Origin of the sequence: Euzebyella marina (genome assembly GCF_014855515.1) — a bacterium.
Classification (GTDB): domain Bacteria; phylum Bacteroidota; class Bacteroidia; order Flavobacteriales; family Flavobacteriaceae; genus Euzebyella; species Euzebyella marina.
The window spans coordinates 1,118,741-1,139,795 of the sequence record NZ_JACYFK010000001.1; the positions used below are offsets into that span (position 1 = coordinate 1,118,741).

14 protein-coding genes are annotated in these 21,055 nt (G+C 40.9%); 1 reads left to right on the forward strand and 13 read right to left on the reverse strand.

The window, feature by feature from the left end:
- Positions 1-188: 188 nt before the first annotated feature.
- The 10 genes from IL356_RS04425 to IL356_RS04470 form a co-directional block, all read right to left on the reverse strand.
- Positions 189-1,967 (reverse strand): alkaline phosphatase, encoded by a 1,779-nt coding sequence (locus IL356_RS04425; RefSeq protein WP_121850539.1) that lies wholly within the window; start codon positions 1,965-1,967, stop codon positions 189-191.
- Between the two features lie 279 nt (positions 1,968-2,246).
- The gene (locus IL356_RS04430) at positions 2,247-3,647 is read right to left on the reverse strand and encodes a GH1 family beta-glucosidase (RefSeq protein WP_121847017.1); all 1,401 of its coding nucleotides are present in this window, start codon (positions 3,645-3,647) and stop codon (positions 2,247-2,249) included.
- Positions 3,647-4,660, reverse strand: coding sequence for a glycosyltransferase family protein (locus tag IL356_RS04435; RefSeq protein ID WP_121847016.1), 1,014 nt, complete (start codon positions 4,658-4,660; stop codon positions 3,647-3,649). Before IL356_RS04435 ends, IL356_RS04430 begins: the two co-directional genes overlap by 1 nt.
- Positions 4,661-4,683: 23 nt before the next feature.
- Positions 4,684-5,547, reverse strand: a complete 864-nt coding sequence (locus IL356_RS04440) for a UDP-2,3-diacylglucosamine diphosphatase (RefSeq protein WP_121847015.1) — start codon at positions 5,545-5,547, stop codon at positions 4,684-4,686.
- Between the two features lie 397 nt (positions 5,548-5,944).
- Complete coding sequence (locus IL356_RS04445; protein ID WP_121847014.1) at positions 5,945-7,027, reverse strand: phosphoglyceromutase; 1,083 nt, start codon at positions 7,025-7,027, stop codon at positions 5,945-5,947.
- The gene (locus IL356_RS04450) at positions 7,024-8,616 is read right to left on the reverse strand and encodes a fibronectin type III domain-containing protein (protein WP_225621385.1); all 1,593 of its coding nucleotides are present in this window, start codon (positions 8,614-8,616) and stop codon (positions 7,024-7,026) included. Before IL356_RS04450 ends, IL356_RS04445 begins: the two co-directional genes overlap by 4 nt.
- Before the next feature lie 16 nt (positions 8,617-8,632).
- Positions 8,633-9,991 carry a (R)-1-hydroxy-2-aminoethylphosphonate ammonia-lyase gene (gene pbfA, locus IL356_RS04455; RefSeq protein ID WP_121847012.1) on the reverse strand — a complete coding sequence of 453 codons (1,359 nt, stop codon included), beginning with the start codon at positions 9,989-9,991 and terminating at the stop codon, positions 8,633-8,635.
- Positions 9,992-10,076: 85 nt separating this feature from the next.
- Positions 10,077-11,771 carry an alkaline phosphatase family protein gene (locus IL356_RS04460; RefSeq protein WP_121847011.1) on the reverse strand — a complete coding sequence of 565 codons (1,695 nt, stop codon included), beginning with the start codon at positions 11,769-11,771 and terminating at the stop codon, positions 10,077-10,079.
- 13 nt (positions 11,772-11,784) lie between these two features.
- Entirely contained in the window at positions 11,785-13,293 is a 1,509-nt protein-coding gene (locus IL356_RS04465) for a SusD/RagB family nutrient-binding outer membrane lipoprotein (RefSeq protein WP_121847010.1), read from the reverse strand.
- Positions 13,294-13,307: 14 nt separating this feature from the next.
- On the reverse strand, positions 13,308-16,496 hold the full coding sequence (locus tag IL356_RS04470) for a SusC/RagA family TonB-linked outer membrane protein (protein ID WP_121847009.1): 3,189 nt from the start codon (positions 16,494-16,496) through the stop codon (positions 13,308-13,310).
- A 267-nt stretch (positions 16,497-16,763) separates the two neighbouring features.
- Here IL356_RS04470 and IL356_RS04475 point away from each other — a divergent pair, with 267 nt between their 5' ends.
- A complete protein-coding gene (locus IL356_RS04475) occupies positions 16,764-17,330 on the forward strand; it encodes a helix-turn-helix domain-containing protein (protein ID WP_121847008.1) in 567 nt (188 codons plus the stop codon).
- A gap of 44 nt (positions 17,331-17,374) precedes the next feature.
- Here the strand turns inward: IL356_RS04475 and IL356_RS04480 are convergent, their stop codons facing one another.
- The 3 genes from IL356_RS04480 to IL356_RS04490 are packed head-to-tail and all read right to left on the reverse strand — an operon-like array spanning position 17,375 to position 20,487.
- Complete coding sequence (locus tag IL356_RS04480) at positions 17,375-18,052, reverse strand: phosphonatase-like hydrolase (protein ID WP_121847007.1); 678 nt, start codon at positions 18,050-18,052, stop codon at positions 17,375-17,377.
- On the reverse strand, positions 18,045-19,208 hold the full coding sequence (locus tag IL356_RS04485) for a TIGR03364 family FAD-dependent oxidoreductase (protein WP_121847006.1): 1,164 nt from the start codon (positions 19,206-19,208) through the stop codon (positions 18,045-18,047). Before IL356_RS04485 ends, IL356_RS04480 begins: the two co-directional genes overlap by 8 nt.
- On the reverse strand, positions 19,192-20,487 hold the full coding sequence (locus tag IL356_RS04490) for a DUF5690 family protein (protein ID WP_121847005.1): 1,296 nt from the start codon (positions 20,485-20,487) through the stop codon (positions 19,192-19,194). Before IL356_RS04490 ends, IL356_RS04485 begins: the two co-directional genes overlap by 17 nt.
- Positions 20,488-21,055: the final 568 nt, after the last annotated feature.

Sequence of the window (21,055 nt, forward strand, 5' to 3'; positions counted from 1 at the left end):
GTTAGCGAAAAATCATGCTTGTTTTAAGAAAAGGTATACTATTTTGCCCCAATGTAAGGCAGATGTTAGGAGGTAAAAGTCAAAATACTGTTAGTCAGGCGAATCACATTTTGACGGTAAAAAGTTCTTTAACCAAATTTCACATGGAAGAATTTGGTTAAAGAACTAGCTGCTTTTAGAGGTAATCTTTAGGGTTGTAGAACCTCTATAATTTTATGAAAAACTTCGTTGTTTTCATAAACACCTTGAAACAATTGTGATTGAGGACCATATGCAAAAATAGGAACCATGGTAGCTGTGTGGTCGTCGGTAGTAAAGTCGCCCTCAATTTCATTCAATTCCATATTTCCTTGAGGAATGGTCAGGCCACCTGTTTCGTGGTCTGCGGTGATAATCACCAAAGTATTCTTTGAAGTGTCTGCAAACTTGATGGCTTCAGTAATGGCCTTGTCAAAACCAATACCTTCTTTCACCACACCATCAATTTTATTGGCATGCCCGTAAGAATCAATTTTTGCTCCCTCGACCATTAAAAAGAAGGGTTTGCTCTTTTTTTCAAAGTAAGCGATTGCATTTTTTGTAGCCCTGGCCAACGCTTCTTTTTGATTATCGTTAGAACTCTCATCCCCCATTAAAAAGGCCACCTTGTCACTTTTGCTATTGCCTATATCACTTACCTCTTCCAAGAGACTAAAAGCAGAATTCTTGCTATCAAAACTTTTTTGGGTATCGTTGCTGATGAACATGGCTAGTTTGCCTTTCTCTAAATCAGAGCGTATTTCATCGGTCTGTGAGCGGTCTTTTTGATGGGCATAAAAGGAGGAAGGAGTAGCTCCAGATATTTCGTCGGTGGTTACGAGGCCTGAAACATAACCTTTGGTGTCTAGCAGTTCCGTAATGTTCTGGGCACTCTTACCATCTGTAGTCATGCCTATGGCACGGTTTGGGGCTTTTTTTCCGGTAGCCAATGCAGTGCCGGCCCCAGCGGAATCTGTGGTAAAATCATCGGCCGATTGGGTTTTTAGAAAACCGATACTTTTTAGTTGGGTTAGGGTTGTTTCCCCCTTATTGGCTAAAACAGCGGCAGATATTTGAGTTAGGCCATTTCCATCTCCAATCATTAAAATGACATTCTCTACTTTATTCTGTGTTTGGTCGACTTCGAAGGTGGGCCGATAAACTTCAGAGAATATTGTATTTCTATATTCCCTACTCGGTAATGTCTGTAGATAATTTTTACACTCAAAAGGCATGTCGGTATTGATATAATCTACCCCTAAATGCGCCAAAGCTTTCCAAGCTGTTTTTGAATCGGGAGTGGCCCAAAAGCGAAACGGTTTTTTAAGGGCTTTTGCCTTTTCGATAGTTGATTTTACGATTTTCAGGTCTTCGGCTGTTAACCGTCCTTTTCCGTTCCAAGGTGAAAATCCTTTAAAACTAAGACTTACCAAAGCTATTTTTTTTAATATGTCGGCATTTTGGACAGGGTCTAAACTTTGATAGTCAAAATAGATGTAAGAGGGATAGTCAATATAGTTTGCTGGTTCTGGTCTGTTGCCGGATATAACAATTTTTAGATTGGCTTCAGAAATTATTTTCGGATGCTTCTCCAAAACTTTAATCAGTGTGGCAAGTGTGGGCTCGGCCTCCGATTTTAGGTCGACCAACAACTGCAACGGTTTTTGAAGTCCGCCTTCGAAATCAATGACTTGCTCAATGGGCTTAAGGTAAAGGCGTTCAAATTCAAATGATTCTTTAATTTCTTCTTTGGTATGGGCAACGTAAAGCCCTTTATTTACTAAAAACAAATCGGCCTCGATAGAAGAGGCCCCGGCAGCGTAGGCCTTCCAGAATGGTACATTCTGTAAATAGTCGTTATGGGAGTGTACTTTGTAAACGTTTTCATTTTGAGAAAACAAGAAGTTGAAGGATAGTAGAAAGCCTAGAACTATCGTAATTTTTTTCATTTTCGGTTCTTTAATAAAGTTTAGTTCGGTAATGTTTTCAAAAATAGGTAAAAGCAAATAGCAAAAAACCGGCGACGAGAGCGACACCGGTTTCATAAACTAACTCAAACTTTGCTAACTCAAATTATGATGCCGCAAAAATCGGCACAAATATCTCTTCAAACATTAAGTAAATGTGATTGAAATATTATCAAAAGTGAATGATAAGCTTTTACCTTATTTTATTGAACTAACAATGGGGCAACTTGAAATGGGACTAAATTTTAGAATACTTTAATTTCAAGACCCACTTTTTACGCGATGTTCAAATTTGCTGAAGGACTTTAAAAAGGAAGAATACCACTTGCCCGAAGCTTTTATGGTTCTTTTTTGAGTATCAAAATCGACATGCACCAAACCAAATCTAGGGTAATAGCCCTCGGCCCATTCGAAGTTGTCAGTGAAGGTCCAAACGAAATAACCGGCAATATTGTAGCCTTTCTGATGTGCACGGTTCACCTGCGAAATATAATTTTGAAGGTAACGGGTACGTTCTTGATCATTTATTTGGCCATCTTGTATTTGGTCGTGAAAAGCAGCGCCATTTTCGGTTACGATTACTTTTTTCACCCCAGCATAAGCATCGAATTTGGCAATCATTTCATAAATGCTCGGGGGGTAAACTTCCCAATCCATCAAAGTCGTTTGAACGTTTCTTTTAGTGGCCTTTACAATTTTGGCCCTTAAATAGGGTACGGTGAAACTATGTCTAACAACTTCACGGGTATAGTTCTGAATGCCTATAAAGTCGAAATCAAAAGCACATTTTTTAAGATCGCCCGGTTGAATGTATTTTTCAATTCGCCTTAATACGCTTACATCATTTATGGGGTAACCCATACCCAAACTAGGTTCTATGAACAACCTGTTCAATAGGGCATCTGCCTTTGCGGCAGCCTTGACATCTCTTTTTTTATGTGAATGGGGTGTTATTTGCGAACAAGAGAATGTCGTACCTATATGTGCGTTTTTGACCAACCTTCTTAATATTCGCCCACCAATTGCTTGGCACATAGTGGCGTGATGTACTGCCGGAAGAAAATTTTGCAACCCTTTTCTGCCGGGTGCGTGCACCCCCAAAAAGTATCCCGCGCCTGTAAAGACCATTGGTTCGTTAAGAACCATCCAATTTTTTATCCGATTGCCAAAATGTTTGGCACAAACTGTTACATAGTTTTCAAACCAAGTTAATATTTCTCGGTTGCACCAACCGCCTTTATCTTCAAGGGCCTGCGGCAGATCCCAATGATAGAGTGTTACCCAAGGGGTAATACCCAATTCTAAACAAAAGTCGATGATGCGATTGTAATATTGAACACCTGCTTCGTTGATTTCTCCGATACCGTCAGGCAGTACTCTTGACCACGAGATAGAAAACCTAAAATGGTTGATGTTCATCGACTTCATTAAGCGAATGTCGTCTTCGTATCGACTAAAGAAATCGCAGGTTATATTAGCATTTTGGTCTTGAAATATGTTCCCCTTTTTAGAAACAAAGGTGTCCCAAATCGAGGCTTTTTTGCCTTCTTCACAATAGCCTCCTTCAATTTGGTAGGCTGCCGTAGAAACACCCCAAACGAAATCTTGGGGAAACTTATCAGAATTTAGTCCGGAAAAATCAGGGTCGAAATTTAAAGACATTATCTAAGCGCGCTGGCGTACCCAACCGTATTTTCTTGAAGTACCCGGTCAATAATCTGTTCGGTAATATCTGGATAATGAATATCAAGTCGATGATCGGTATCGACCCATTCCTTGATTTTGTCAACATGTTTCATTCTTAGGGTTTTTATTACGGGAACCCCCATTTCTTTAAGGGCGGCGGCATTGCATTGCTGTTCATATTGCCCCTTCATCGGTACCACCATCAATTTTTTTTGCATATGAAGGGCTTCGGCAGGGGTTTCGAAACCCGCACCACATAAAACACCTTTGCTGCTTGCCATGCTCTTGATGAATGCCTCATTGTCGATTGGCATTATGGTCATATTCTTCCAAAAGAACTTGGTGTCGTTGTGTTTTGAAAAGACTTCCCAATAGCAATTTTTGATGTTCGATAAGACGTGAAGTATTTTTTCATCGCTGTAAGATGGAAGGTAAACCGTGTAATGATTACCGTTCGTTCTTGTTGTGTTTCTAATTTCTTGACGAATTATGGGGGTATATATTTTATCGTCGTATTTTTTAAAATGAAACCCGTATTGATTGGTGGTCGGGGCGTATTTGGTCAATATTAACTTGCCGAGAGGGTCCGATTTTTTAGGCTTCGGAGCATTCGGTGATATAACCGCTGCCTGATGGCTAAGTGAGATACAGGCTTTGTTACGTATTTTACAGGCCCAAGCCGTCACGGGTTCAAAGTCGTTAATGACCAAATCGTACTCTTGTACGGGTATGCTTCTAATTTCTTTTTGTAGGCGATTTGAATTGGTTCGCATATAGGTTCGCCACATATCGACCCCTCCCTTTTTTCCGAAAATGAAACTCCATCCGCTAAGCTGATATTTGACCGGAAAGGGTATCTGAATATCGGCTTGGGTTCCACTTACCAAAATATCAAGATCGATTTTTTTATTCTGTAGTACCGGTATTACATCTCTTGCTCTGCTGAGATGACCATTGCCCGTTCCTTGTATCGCATAAAGCACTTTCATTACTAAGCAATTTTAAGCCTTTGTTATTTGGCGGTTTTCGGCGTTGACATACTGTTGAATTCGGCCAATAAACTTTCAAAAAGGGCCTTTTTCTCAAGCATTTCGTTAGGGTCGTTGCTGTCGGAATCATAATCTATCAACTGGGAGTCTTGCTCAAAATGATATAGCTTCCACTTGCCCTTGGCATACTCTAAAGAGGTAAGATTTTCTACCCAATCGCCAGAATTGAGATATTTGACCGAACCGTTATCGGTTTTGATTGTTTTTATTTCGGGTTGATGAATATGTCCGCAGATAACATAATCAAACTCATTTTCAATGGCTATATCGGCTGCGGTATGCTCAAAATTGTTAATGAACTTTACCGCTGATTTCACTCCATTTTTAATTCTTTTGGACATTGATACCGGGCCTCGACCCAATTTCTTATAACAGAAATTGACCGCTCGGTTGAGAAGAATTAAAGTGTCATAACCGATGGCGCCCAACTTGGCCAACCATTTTGAATGTTGCATGGTAACATCGAATACGTCGCCATGAAAAATCCATGCTTTTTTACCATGAACATTAAGAACCAGTTTGTTGACTATACTGAAAGAACCGAGTTGAAAGCCTACAAATTTTCGTAACATTTCGTCATGGTTACCGGTTACATAGTGAACCTTCACTCCTTTGGCAATCCATTCCATAATAATTTTGATGACCTTCATGTGGGTCTTTGGCCAATAGCGCTTACTGAACTGCCAAATGTCTATGATATCACCATTGAGAACTACCTGTTTGGGCTTAATCGACTTTAAATATTTGATCAGTTCTTTGGCGTGACACCCATACGTACCTAAATGTACATCTGAGATGACCACGATGTCAACAGGTCTTTTTTTCATGTAACGGATTCAAATCGGGGGTTCTTTATTTTCTTGAACTTAAGAGGCGAGAAATAGCTTCTTAACCGAGAGATGAAGAAATTGACCAACAGGGTCGAGATATAAACTATTATGAGCTTCATAAGCAGAACATAGGGTATACCAAATTTTGCAAAATTAACTTAACCCAGTTGTAAATGACTGATTAATTAATTGTTAGCTAAATATCATATTTGTGGTGAAGTATTATAGCTGTTGGCTTAACGAGGAATAGAAAAATGAAACCCGATAGGTTCATATCGGGTTTCAAACTAACTCAAACTAGACTAACTCAAATAATTACATTGCAAAATTCGAATATTGTAAATGCTGACGAGTTAACTAAATATCAAGGTATTATTATCAAAAATTTGAATAGTTATTTGCTTAGCGGTAAGGCTTCAGCGGGCATCATCTGCTTATCAACGGGCAGTGATAGCGCTTTTAGCACAGTGGGCGCTATTTGATTAGTGTAGACTTGTTCACTGGTAGTAATTTCACCCAGAGGTTTTACACCCTTACCAAAACAAACCATCCAAACATCGCCCGCGTTTTTTACCTTATTTCCATGGTCTTTCCAACTGGCGATAGGGTCTGTACCACGCCCATGGTCAGTGGTGATGATAAAGAGGGTTTTATCTTTATAAAAGGAATCACTCTGGGTATAATGCCATAACTCTTGTATCATCGCGTCGGTCGCATTGGCTGACTTCAAGTAGGCATCGTATTCCCCATCATGAGCAAAATCATCCGTTTCGCCATAAGCTACATATACTAAATTGGGATGCTCTTTCTTCATATGCTCCAACGCGTAATAATGAGTGAAGGCGTCTAGCCTTACAGAACCCCAAGGGCTGGGTGTTTTGGGCTGCATGTCGTTTAAAAGAACTTCCTTTTCACTCAAATCTTCACCTTTTGCCAATTCAAAACCTGCGTTGACAGGAACACCTGATCGGTCTTCGTTGATGATGAAAGGAAACACATCCCAACTCCCGAAGGCGGCTACCTTGCCTTTATAATTATCAGTATTGTTCGCAATTTCAAGAACCGTCTTGTTTGGGTTGTTCATCTTATCATTACTGGTAATTCGCTTATCATCGGCCTTTCCGGTCAAGATTTCGTTGTAACCAGGATAGGAAAACCACATGCTGTTCGTGAGATTGACTTTGCTACCCTTGTTTCGGTTGCCATGTAGTTGGCCTATCTGAACTAATTCTGACCAAAAGAAGGGCATCAAAACCTTACGTCTTTCTTCTGGGGTTTCACGCCAAAAATCCGATTTAAGGTCTGTTGTATCGTGCACAAAATCTTTATGGGCTACCAATTTGGAATCGGCGCCGGTAAACAACTCTTGCCAACGAAGGCCGTCAAGACTTATTAATACCACTTTTGTGTCTTCTTGCGCATTAACATTGAAAAAGGTCAATACAAAGCAGGCTCTTATAAAAGTAAATCGTCTCATTTGGTTACAGTTTTAAATGTTTCAACAGCTGACCAATCACTCCAGTTCAGGTTTTGGTCACGGTAACGCACCCGCCAGAAATAGGTAGTGTTGCCAGAAAGTCTTTTGGTAGGCTCGTCAGTCAGGTCATCGCCTTCTTGGCGATTTTCAAGGTAGTACCAATTTTCCGACTGTTTCCAGCTATCGAGAACCAGTTTCGTAAATTCTTTATCGGTAGCAATCTGCCAGTGAGAAGCGTCATGATAGGCACCCTCAAAATTGGAGCTAAAAGGTCCAGCCTTCAAAACGGTACCGGTAATGGGGGTTTCTTCCTTTAAAGAAATAGGTTGTGGGGTATTAGGCTTACGTGGTTTGGCGTAAATCGTAATCTCATCGGTCTTTTCATTATTTCTGAACACATTTTCATTACCTCTGCTTATTCTTTTCAGGGTGAATTTGGGTTGGTCGGGGTTGGCATCTACTTCTACCATAACAAAACCATATTCATCTTGTGTCACGGTAAATTCGTCATAGTCACGGCCTTCGAATTCGCCCCAGTTATCAATGGCTCCACCCGCACTGGCAACGTTTACCCAAAGGTGTTTGTGGTCTTTCGATTGCCCTCTTGAGTAACCATGGGTATGACCGAAAAAGTGTAGACTGGGTTTACCTGTCTTATCGGTAAATGCTTCTAACATCTTAACTACTTTACCTGTAGACTCCTCTTCTCCGGGAATCCATAGTTCTGATTTATGAGGATGGTGCAATTGGGCGAACACAAAATCGATATCCACATTTTTTTCGGCATCCTCTAAAACCTCTTTCAGCCAGACATACTGTTCTTTCACATCTCTGTAGCCATCGTTAGAATTGAGACCTATGATCCTTACATTGCCATGATCTTTGTACCACCAATGCTCGGCATAGGCGGGAGTTCCGTTTTCCGGAAGACTAAAGTATTTGAAATAGAAAGCCGTGTTCTTTTCATGATTGCCCAAGACGGGGTAAACGGGCACTTCGGCAAATAGGTTTTTTGACGGTCTAAAGAAATGGTCGTTCCAATGGGTGTAATTGGTGCCATCTGAGACTAAGTCTCCTGGAATCATTACTAAAGCCAGGTTTTCGGGCACTGACTCACCGTATTCTTGTTTTAGAAAAGGGATTATGCCTTCATTTACTATTTCTGAAAATTTATCGGGGTGTTCACCGTCTATTTGCATATCGCTCATGGCAAGCATATTGAACGACTCGTTATCACTCGCAAAAGGAGGTGTCTTGAACTGAAAAGTGTCCGAGACCAGTTTGCCGGTTCTAACTCGATAATAATAGGTTGTGAAACGCTTTAAACCTTCCACCTTTACCTCGTGAATTCGTGAATCGCCGAAGTTGATGTCATAGGCGGTGCCTTTCGATTTTTTACCCAGTTTCGGGCTTGTACCCCATTCTACGGTACTTTCTTCGCCATTAGAAGTTTCCCATTTAATGATGATGGAATTAGGTGTGGCGTCTTGTAAAAACGGATGCACCACAAATTCGGTGTTTTTGTTCTGGGCCGTGAGGACCAGGGTAGCCATAAAAAATAATAAGAGGCTCAGGCCTTTGTTTTTCATTTTGGTATAGTTTGGTTTATAGTTCTTGTATTGCATTATCGATTATGCCAATTGCCCTTGACAGTTCATTTCTAGATATAGTCAATGCCGGAGCCAATTGAAGCACGTTGCCTGCAGATACTTTGAAGCTTAGTCCGTTTTTGAGACAGTTGTACATAATTTTTTCAGCTTCGTTGACAGCTTTCTCTTTGGTATTTCGGTCTTTCACCAGTTCAATGCCCCAAAGTAGGCCTTTGCCCCTAATGTCACCTATCAGTTGATGCTTTTGTTCTAAACGATGTAATTCTTCGCGCATGAAGGCCTCGTCATTTTGGGCTTTGCTCAATAACCCTTCTTCTTCGATGATTTCTATGGTAGTACGGCCTGCCAAAGAGCCTAGCGGACTTTTCTCGTGGGTGTAATGGCCTAACGATATGTCGCCAAAACGATTAAATGAATCTCTGGTAACCATTGCTGCTTGAGGAAAAATACCGCCGCCCAACCCTTTGCCGAGACAAAGAATATCAGGCTCGACATCGAAATGCTCGAAGGCGAACATTTTGCCTGTTCTTCCTAAAGCAATAGGAATTTCATCTAATATCAACAATACTCCATATCGGTCGCAAAGCGCCCGCGCATCTTTCCAGAATGATTTTGACGGAATTTGAACATCGGTATTTCGAACGGTTTCTGCCAAAAATGCGCCAATATCACCTTCCTTCTTAAAAACATACTCTAAATATTCCAGACATTTTTGCTCGTTGTCCTCATAAATACCTCGGTAGGTAACAGGAGGCGGAATACGTTCTACCCCGGGCATCAATGGCCCCATATATTCCCTAAATACTGCTTCGCCGCCCACACCTATGGCATCGAGTGAGGCCCCATGAAAAGAATCCCAAAAGGATACAACCTTAAATTTTCCGGTTACGGCTCTCGCCAGTTTTAGTGCAATACCGATGGCACTACTGCCATTTGGCGTCAAAAGGGTTCTGTTCAGGTCAGAAGGCAGTAAAGAAGCAAGTTTCTCGGCGAAATTGATGGCAATTTCATTGGTATACCGCCGGGTTGAAAATGTGAGCAATTGAAGTTGCTCAGTTAATCGGGCAACTAATTTTGGGTGTGAAAAACCCAATTGATGTACATTGTTGCCGTGAAAGTCAAGATAGTTTTTACCCGATACGCTTTGAATAAAAGGCCCTTTAGAATCTTGGAGAACATCTAAACAAGGAGTGGAGAGTGACTGATGGAGAAAATATCGAGCATCTTTTTCTAAAAGGGTTTTAGCCTTTTCACTAATGTCATTTTTTAACCATTTGGCCCTTTCCGCACTGAAATTAATGTCCCCCTCGGTGCGTTTGTTGATATCAATATGATTTTCCTCGTTTTGATTCATAGGGTCGATGCTAGCATAAATTCTTCATGATAGTTGAAATCTGAACTATGAAATGCCGTTACCCGTGTGAAGGTGCGATTCAATTTCATAAATCGGAATTTTTAAGGTTATTGACAGAAAGTATCTGTTTAGGTTTTGTACCTGTTTCGAAAAAAACATCTAGCCAACCATCGCCCCCACCATTGAAATAAAGCACTTCTACTTTTTGACCGCCTTTTTTCAATTGAATCTGCCCTGTTTTTTCCTCAACACCATGATCGCCGTCGTTGTCAACAACCAATTCATGATTTATATAAAGTTGGCTACCATCGTCGGATCGCAGAGAGAACTTGTAGAGGTCGTTTTGCACCACTTCTAATTCAGAAGTAAAGCGAACGGCCGTATTTGCCTTGAGCAAAGTTTTTATTTCATCAGTGGTCATTTCAAAAGAATTTCCAATAACATCCGGTTTTTTATTTTTTAATTCGGGAATAAAGGCCAAATCTTTGAGGTAGAACACTTCGTATTTTAAAGGTTTTTTAAAGTTCGATTTTTTAATCCGAAAATAGGCTTCTGCCACCAAACTTTTGATGCTTGTATTTTCGAAAACGGCACTTTTGATGACAGCACTTTCTTCGATTTCGAATGGTCCATCGTAAATGGGCGAAGCGGCCGAAGGAAAACTGCCATCGGTTGTATATCTAATCACGCCCTCTTTATTCGGGTTTTCAATGATTACCTCGGCTTTCTCATTAAAAAGTCCTCCGGCTTTTTTATATCCTTCCGGTTTTGGAAGAATAATAGGCTCTTTAAGTTGAACTAGAACTGGGTATTTGTCATCGATTTCATACCCTTGAAATGCTGATTTCACTGGTTTTCCTATCCAAGCATGTGGGCGCTTTAGACCGAGTGCGAATGCTACGGTAGCGGCATTGTCGTATTGGTAGACAGGATATTTAATAATATGGTTGCGCTTGACCGAAGGGCCCCACATGATAAAAGGAATTTCGACTTCTTGAAGCGACTCTCCACCATGACCCGTACCTAAACCTCCGTGGTCAGAACTAACGATTACCAAGGTGTTTTTGGCTAATTCAGAATTTTCGATGGCCCTCATTACATTTTCAAGAAGCGCATCTGCCTTCTCGACCGACTCGTAGTAATGAGATGTTCCGTGGCCATATTCATGACCGGCATGGTCTATATGGTCAAAATGAATAAAGGTAAACAGCGGCTTTTTTGATTTGATGTAATCGTAAGCAATCTTGGCCGTCTCATCTTCACTGTCAGGGTTGCGGTCAAAATTAACCGCAGTTTTTTCAAAAAGGCGACCGAAACCTCCCCAATGATAAATGGCCCCGACCTCACTCTTCGGTTGGTTATCAGAAATCAACCTGAAAATAGTCGGAAATAAAAAATCTTCACTTTGGGCAATCGCAGGTAAGGTGAAATTATCTTTTTCCCAAGCGTTTGAAGTGATTCCGTGTTGCTCGGGCCCAGCGCCCATAATCATAGATGCCCAATTGCTGCTTGAGCTAGTGGGCAATACCGCCCTGGCGTGCATGGTAGAAGCCCCTTCAGCAATTATTCGGTCAAAAGCGGGGGTGTTTGCGTTCTCAATCCCATCGGGGCTTAATCCATCAAAACCGATTACGACCACATGCTCTATACCTTTTACAGGTTGTGTTTGGGCAAAAACGAAATTAGACCATAGCACAAATAGTAGTGCTATGGTCATTTTTATAAAGAGGTTGGTTTTCATATTAATCGACATGTCACCAAAGTCTTGTTTTGAGGTCATCTACTCATTTTTTCTATTCCAACCACCAAGGCACTTGGCGAATTCCGTCATTTCCAGCTCCAAACTGACTTTCAATTGCCATGGAAACATTTTCGGTGTTCTGATTGTACTCACTTTGAGGGTAGATCCATCTGGTAGGAGGCGTTCCTGTAGAAGGAATCAAGAATTCAGGATAACCAGTTCGTAAATGATCGTAGTACATTCTCCAGCCGGTTTGGTGAAAAGAAGTAAAATACTTCTGCATCATGATCAATTGTAACTGCTCATCTTGAGAAGTGGCGTTGTCCCAGCTTACCAAATCTTCAAGAAGGTAGGCTTCGGCCTTTTCTTCATTTACGAAAGATGAATAGTCATTCGCACCTGTAGCGTCGTTTGCATATGATTGGTAAAACGCAAAAGAAGCTTTGATTCCATTTTCATAGTGTTCTTTTGGGTCTTGCGCCACCCAACCGTTAAGCGCTGCTTCGGCTACTATAAATTCAAGTTCCCAAAAGCCTAAGAGGTTGTGCGGTTCTGCAACGGGATCGACCGTGTATCTGTCGTTCACTTTCGAAACGTCGCCTGCTGCAGCCTTGTCATTGACCTCACCGTAAGGCGCTATAGGGTTACCACCTTCATAGGCATCAAAATTATCGTCGGCCAGACCCGCCTCTTTTGCATTTTTCGTCGTGCCTGAGTAGAGAAATAACCGTGGGTCTCTATGGTCTTGAAGCCTTTTGATAAAAGTAGAATCCATATACATACCCGATCCATAACCGCTGCTATTGAATTGGCTATATCGGCTACCATCTTGATCAATAAAAACAATTTGTGCGTTATCCTCTAAAGAAGTCATAATCGGTTCATTATTATAAATAGAGGCAAAGCTTGAAGCGATATTGAAATCGCTATCGCTTTCTTTTTTTGACAAGGTAATCAAAACTTTAAGGCGAAATGAATTGACAAGTTTTTGCCATTTAGCGGCATCACCGTTAAAAATAATGTCTCCGGCTATTAGTTCGGTGCTATTGGCCAGAAGGGCATTGGCCTCGTTCAATTCACTTAAAATTCCTTGAAAGACCTGTTTTTGAGAGTCGTATTTAGGGGTGTAGATACTATTCATTTCTCCTCCTAAGGCCTCGCTGTAAGGAATGTCTCCAAAAGTAAGTGTCAGTCTATAGAAGTAATAGGCCCTAAAAAATTTGGCCAAGGCAATGTAAGCATCACTTTCGATACGCTCAGCCTCTTCATACATTTTGGTGATATTTCGAAGGTTACCGTATTCGCCAAAGCTACCACGGTTCCAATTGTAATATTGACTGCTGTTCTCACCATCGGTCTGAACCAGCATTCTACTGGCGTACATATTCGATGTTCCGTCAACGGTAAAAGCGCCATAGCAAATCTCGGTCAATAATAACTGCGGATGCGTTTCATTTACGTTATTGGGGTTTTCATTTATTTCGCTCAAATCTTTACTGCACGAAGCTAAAGACAGCGTAATGAGCGATACCAAAACGAATGTTATCTTAAATAGTTTCATTTTCTTCTTCGGGATTAAAATTTCATGTTAATGCCCAAGCCTAAAAACCTGGATGATGGATCTTGTAAATTGTTTTCGTTTCCGAAATGTGTGCCTGGGTTCGGGTCGCTCTCCGATCTTCCTGTACCAAAATCAGGATCGACAATAGGGGCCTTTTTCCAAATGAAAAGGTTGTAACCGTTTAAAGACATGTCGATATGCTTTATGCTTTTGATATTGACCAAATCGGTTAGGTCATACCTAAGGGAAACACTTCTTAGCTTAAAGAAGGTTCTTTCAAAGACGTTGGCGAACTTTTCATTTTCATCTTCTGTAACTCGAGCTCTATAAGGGTAGTTTTGGCTCCAAGTCTGCCAGTTCACGGCGGTTGTATTAGCCTCGAAAACGCGGGTATCCGAAAGAACATTACCATTGGCATCTTGTGTAAGTTCACCGCTTACGACATTTACACCTTCTGGCACGTATACTGGCTCACCGGCAGCATATTCAGCATCTCTAAACTCGGTAGAGTTCGGGTGCTTACCGCCCCACCACATCTTTTCGATGGTAGTAGAATTGAAGATACCTCCCCAGACACCGTCGATGCCCACATCTAATGTCCAATCTTTATACTTAAAGCTGTTGAGGAAGCCTAGTTGCCAATCTGGTTCGAAATGGCCCAAGTACTGGTCATAATTGTCAAAAATAGGCAGGCCGCTATCGTTAAGTATTAACTGCCCGTCAGGAGACTTTTGCCATACCGTACCGTAATAACTATCGGCGCGGTCGTCAAGGCGTAAATTACCGTACCTGTCTTGGTCGCCATAGATGTCAGTAATTTTCTTCACCCATTTGGTCCAGTTGATATTGGAATTCCAGCTAAAATTGTCGGTACGTACAGGGCTTAGGTTCAAGGCAACTTCAAAACCGTTGGTGGTGTATTCGTTACCGTTCACTTTTCTCTGGGAGAATCCTGAAGCTTCGGAAACCGGCAGGTCAATTATTTGATTGGTATCAATTGTATTGTAGTAGGTGAAATCTAATTTCAACCTGTTCTTGAAGAATGATGCACTCGTACCAATTTCAAAAGAGGTCGATTTTTGTGGCTCGATCATTGAGTTCACCAGACCACTAGGGTACGTGAGTCTTGGGTTAGAACCAAAGAAACCATTGTTGTTATAAAAGGAGTTTAATTGAAACGGGTCTAAATCGCTAGAGACCTCGGCCCAAGAACCAAAGACCTTTAAATAATCAACACCTTCTGGCATGGTCAAGATATTTGACAGCACCAAACTCGCTGAAACCGAAGGGTAGAAATAAGAGCGATTCTCTTCCGGTAATGTTGATGACCAGTCGTTTCTGGCAGAAAAGTTCAAGAACAACGCATTGTAGATATCAATGCCCATAGTGGCATAGATACTGTTAATGGTTTTTTGCCAATAGTAGGTAGAGCCCTTTATGTTACCGCTTGTATTGTTCAAGCTGTAAACGAACGGAGCAACCAACCCATCGGTGGCATTGTATTCTTGTTGGTATTTTTGATAGTGCGAAGCGGCACCTGCGTTGATATCGAAAGCAAAGTTTTCGCTCAGCTCTTTTTGGTAGGTAGCTAAAATATCATAATCAACAGTAAGACGCTCAGAATTCCAGGTTTTATAATCTCCTTCCCTTGGATCACCGTAGTTCAAGTAAGTCTTCGGACTCTCACGATCTTCGAACACATCTTTTATTACCGCAGATCCCCTTGCCTGTAGGTTGAATTCATCGGTCACCTTGTAGTTCAACTTTAATTGACTGTTGATTACATTGGCATCATATTCTTGGTTCAGCTCGTAAGCGGCAAAATATGGGTTGTTGTACCATGCATAGTTCCAGTTGGCTTGTCTATAACCTTCTTGACCGGGTACGTATAGGTTTTGGCGAAGGTCGGTTCCGTTCACGTCGTCACCCATCCATATTAAAATAGTATACATATGGTTTTTCGGACCGTAACCATGACGTGGGTAGTTGGGTGAATAGACCTTGTTGTAAGCTAATTTACTATCTAGGGTAAGCTTGTCGGAAAGCAATGTGGTTGCTTTGAAATTAAGGGCCCCGGTGTTAAGGCTGGCATTTGGTACACGGTCTTTTTGATACCCGTAGGTGCCCGAAAGCCTGAAAGAGCCTTTTTCACCTCTTTGAGTAATGGCAAAGTTGGTGTTGGAAATATATCCCGTTTGTAAGAAGTCCTTTAGGTTGTTATGATATTCCCAAGGGATAGGAACTCGTGAGTACCTCGCTTTATCGTCATAAATGGTCCCAGCTACATCGCCATACCATGATATGGTTTCGCCCGTTTCATTATCCAGAATAGGGCTGTTCCATTGCGGAATCAATTGACCAGTGCCGAACTTAGGCCCCCAAATCATATCACCGTCTGAAATACCACCATCTTTACCGTCCCAAAACTCATATTTACCGTTTGACCCGTTGCCGTATTCGGTCTGTGTTTCAGGAAATACCGTAAAGCCGGCCGTAGCCATCATGTTGTGAGATACCGAAACTTCAAGTCCTTCGTTTTTAGCGTTTTTGGTAGTGATCAATATGGCTCCGTTTCTACCTCTTGAACCATAGAGTGCAGAGGCGGTAGTACCTTTCAATACGTTCACGTTACCTATGTCATTTGATGAAAGATCAAAGAAATCGGTATCTACCGGAATACCATCAATAACTATAAGAGGACTTTTACCTCTTAGGGAAAAAGAGGGCGATTGAAATAGGCCGGTCGGGTTGGTGACCGATAGACCTGCTACTTGCCCGGTAAAAAGGCTTCCTACGTTGGGGGCTTTTATTTCTTCGATGGTTTCAACATCCATCTCTTGGGTCGCGTAACCCAATTTCTTTTCAGCCCTTGTGATACCCAAGGCGGTAACAACAACTTCATCTAGCTGTTGTGAATCGGGCTGTAAGACTATTTCGGCAGTAGATTTGCCTGCAGTATTAAATTCCGAAGAAACATACCCAATGTACGAAATGACCAAGATTTCGTTTCCATTGGGTAAATCAATAGAGAAATTACCGTCAAAATCGGTAGCAACCCCGTTCGAGCTGCCTTTGATGACAATTGAAGCTCCGGGTAGCGGTTCGTTGTTTTCATCATAAACTTTACCCTTAAAGTTGGTTTGGGCAAAGCTCACAATGCCCACCATCAAGGTGAAAATTGTAATAAGTAAGGTTTTTTTCATTTTCGTATTTGTAAACTCTTGGTTATTTTTCAGGGCGCAAATATCAAAGGCGTAGGTTAGCTAAAAAGTCTATTAGTATTAAATAATTGCAACATTTAATAAGTGATTGTTAGCTAAAAGTTATGAAAATATTATTTACAAATATTCAAATTGAAGTGATAGCTATATAATTGTTTGACAAACAGAAGGCTAATGGTATTTATTGAAGTGAAATCGCATAAAATTCATTCATGTAATAATGTGCTAAGTTTGTAGTAAAGCACTACCATGGAAGATTATTTAATAGGAATAGGAAAGCGTATTAAAGAGATACGAAAGGGAGGAGGAAAGACCATTAACGATATAGCGGGCAAGGCAGGCGTTACTGGCGGACTCATTTCAAGAATCGAAAACGGACGAACAATACCCTCGTTGCCCGTGCTGCTCAAAATAATCTCTTCATTAGAAACAGAGGTTACCGATTTCTTTAATGGCATGCCTCAAGTGAATGGCGCAAATTACATTGTGTCTAGAAAAGAGGAAAACAGCATCATTGAAAAAGAAGATGAGGCAGTCGGTTTTTCTTACACCTACATTTTTGGAAAGCAATTGTCTTCACTAGGCTTTGAAAGTGTCCTGTTAGAAGTGGCACCCGGCTCAAAACGTGATAAAGTCACCACCGATGCCTATGAGTTTAAATATATGCTCTCGGGTGAATGTTATTACGAAATCGGTGATGATAAGGTTCTGCTAAAAGAAGGTGACAGTATTTTCTTTGATGGTCGCATACCACATGTGCCTGTCAACAGGGGTGGGGTAACATCAAAAATGTTGGTCATGTATTTTTTCATTTAAAACAGGCCAAGGAAATTCAAGAATCGAATCGGCTCTAAATCTTTTTAGGCACTCACCAACTGTTCCAGTTCGGTCAATGACCTCACTACATAGGTAGGGTTGGCCGATTCAAGTTGTTGTCCGGTATGTGCCCCGGTAGTAACCCCAATAGTAACCCCGCAATGTGCATTCTTGCCTTCTTCAATATCTATAATCGAATCACCGGCTTTTAATACTTGCGAGGCATCTTTAACATTCAATCGTTTCATAGCTTCAAATATCATGGCAGGATGAGGTCTTCCCTCTACTACATCATCTGCGGTAATCAGGGCATCATATTGCTTCCCTTCTTCCCAATTCATTTTTTTTAGAAGTAAACTGGCAATTTTCTTATTGTACCCTGTGTTCAAAGCTATTTTAATGTGTTGTTTTTTTAAGCGGGAAAGCGTTTTTTCGACGCCTTCAAAAGAGGAGACCTCAAGGTTGGCATAAGCTTCATCCAACATTAGTTTGAAATTTTCAAAAATTGGATGCGAAGGCTCGCTTTCGCCTTTACCGATTGCTTTGAGAATATCTTTGATGGCTTGGTGCTTCTCTTTTCCCGCGCCATGCTCAAGAACAAAGTCAAGATTGAGTTCGTAACCTTTTTGATTAATGGCTTTTTGAAGTGTTTTATAGACTACATTGTTTTCATTGACCACGGTTCCGGCCATATCGAAAACGACCAATTGTATCTTATGCATGTTCTAGATTAAAGATTGTTTTAATGTTATGTTTGGCAAAACCGGCACTTCCGGTCATGCCCTTACCGCCGATTCCCGTAATTATGTGAATGTCTTCATCGATGGTTCTCTGATAAATATCGGAAGCCTTGCATTGCGAGTACATGCCAAACCATCGGTTTTGTATTTCGTATGTTGGCAGGTTTAATATCTTCTTGGCCTCCTTGAGAATAAAACTGTCAACATCCATATTTAAATCAAAGCCAAGTTTTTCTATGTTGCCGGCAGGCGCGTACTCGTGGGAATCACCGATAATAATACTGCCGTCGAGCGCTTGTTTGAAAAGAATATGTATGCCCCATTTCTTTTCGAATGATTGAGGGTCTTCCTTTGTTTTAATAGATCTGTAGGATGGGCATTCTGAAAAAGCTTCGTACCGTCTAATAGACAGACCCGTAAGTATAGAGCTGGGCAGCTTATAGTTCGGCTGTACCTTTGTCTGCATCATTTGTAACTTAGAAACTTCTAGATCGCTTTCTTCAAAAAGATTCGGATACAGGTATTTAAATTCACTACCGTTACAGATAATGGCTTTTACGGTAGAAAAGATGCGATTTTTAGAGGTCGACAATTGAACACCGCTTCGTAAGGCGTCACAACCCATAACGGTCTCGCCCATATAAAGATCCAGGCCTTTTTCTTGCAAGTATTGCTGCAGCTTATTGATCATAGTGCGGGGTTCAACCTTAACTTCTTCAGGAAAAAATAAGCCCGCTTTTACATAATCTTCACGAAGGGATGCATACTTTGCCAAACATTGATTTTTGGTCAGCATTTTAGAAGTGTACCCATTAGTTTCGTTAATACTTTTGAGTTCTTCTAAAAGTTGAACTTCTTCTTCATTGGAGGCCAAATAAATGCTGCCCTCTTGGCGTACGGTGATATCGAAATCTTCTTGTATCTCTTTATAAATGGCCAAACTTTCCCTGCCGAAATTCTGCCATTTGGTGTTCATACCCGAGGGCACGACTTGTCCGAAATTACGAACCGTCGCCCCTTGCGGTCTCATGTCTTTTTCGATAAGTGCAACCTTTAAGCCGGCATTGACAGCATGATAGGCATGAAACGTACCGAGTACGCCGCCACCCACAACGATTAAGTCATACGATTGGTTCATAGGAAATGTTTTTGTCGCTCGAAGCAGAGTTTTGGTTTTTATTCTTGTTTTTAAAATAGAACAGCGAGAGAATAGAAACTGCAATACCGATGACCGCTATGAAGTAGGTGCCATGAACGAAGAACTGCAGAGAAGAAAGCGACCCTTGACCAAAATTTTTATAAAGTAATACCGCCATGCTTCCTAAATACCCAAAGGCATCGGCGATATAGATCAGGTAGCCCGCATTGCCCTTTATGTGAAATGCAGCAATCATTCTATCGAAAAAAATGCAGTTAAAAGGCACGTAGCAAATATAAAGCCCGAGGCCGGTGAGAACCATCCAAAAGACAGGGTCGATAGTATGGGTTTGAAACAGAAACGTGCTTGCGCCCACTAGCGCAGAACCAAAAATCAAGAGATAATGATAGGAAACAAAGGCCTTCAAATTATCCTTAAAAAAGGCGAAAAGCCCAATAGAAAGTAGCACAATGAAAGCCACGGGTAGCTCGGAAAGGGTGTACACCGAAGCATTGCCCTCATAGCCAACGGCATCCCATATTTCTCGGGAAAAATTGTCCCGAAAATCGCGCATAGCGGTTAGGCAAACATAGAAGAACACTAAAATAGCCAAGGGAAAGAAAAACTGTGCCAGAACCTTTCTTCGGTCTTGTGCTGTCATGGGCAACCTTTCTTCCCTGAGAATTTTATCCTCTTCCGTGGGTGGTGGCATTTTGTCTAGCAAATAGGCGCAGACGGCAAAAGGAACCAAGAAAAACGCACCGGTAATGGCAGGCATCCAGAATTCTGAAACACCTAGATGTTGCATGACCAGCAGACCGGCAGACTTCACTACGCCACTTGATAGAATAAAACTGGAACATAAAATAACCCCTAAGATTTCAGTAAACTTTCGGCCCTCTAAATACGAGAAAACAACACCCCACACCATGCCAAGTGATAACCCGTTCATAAACATGAATAGAATATTAATGGGGGAGCTTACGAAAGCAAACAAAAGCAGGCTTAGTTCGGCCAAAAGAATCATAACCATTAGATAGGGCAGCCGCTGTTTAGGTTTGAGTTCTGATATAAGTTTAATACCAATAAACTTTGATAACATATAACCGATTACCTGGGCAATGATCAGAATGATCTTAAAATCAATTCCTGCAAAGGCCAAGTTTTCGTAGGTAGCAACGGTAAAAGGTTTTCTAAAGGCATACATACAGAAATAGGTGCCGAAAGAAGCCAAGGCACCGTATGCGATAAACTTAATGTCTTTCTGTGTTACCTTCATTGATTATTTACAAATAGTAAAATTAAATATACAATAATCGATAAAAATTTACTATTTGTAATGTTCAAAAGCGTTAAGAAATATTTACGGGGAAATTAAATTACAGTGAATTTAATAAATTAAGCTAAAGCTTTTTGTAGGGAATGAGAAGAGCAAATAAGAATTTCGGGAATTAGGACAAAAAATAAGGGACATTTCAAGATATCTCTTGAATGTCCCTAGGGGAACATTACTATAGACTACTTTCCTAACCCTATACCATAGTCTATAATTGTTCGGGCATCCTTTAATCTAAAGTCAACCAACCACTATCAAAAAATCTTTTTAGCCTGTTTGTAAAAAAAGGGGAACTTTATTTACTGCCTTGCTGAAACCCAACTACCGTAACTTCAGACTTTATTGCTTTTAAAACATGGTTAGTGTTAGTATAGCTTAGTGCTATTTTTCTTAAAAGCACAGTAAAAGTAGGCGGTAGCCAATTGAAGAAAGAATATACGAACTATGATTTGAATTTATCGACAAAAAGGGTTGATTAATCGATGAAATGCATAGTTATTAAGAAAAATAC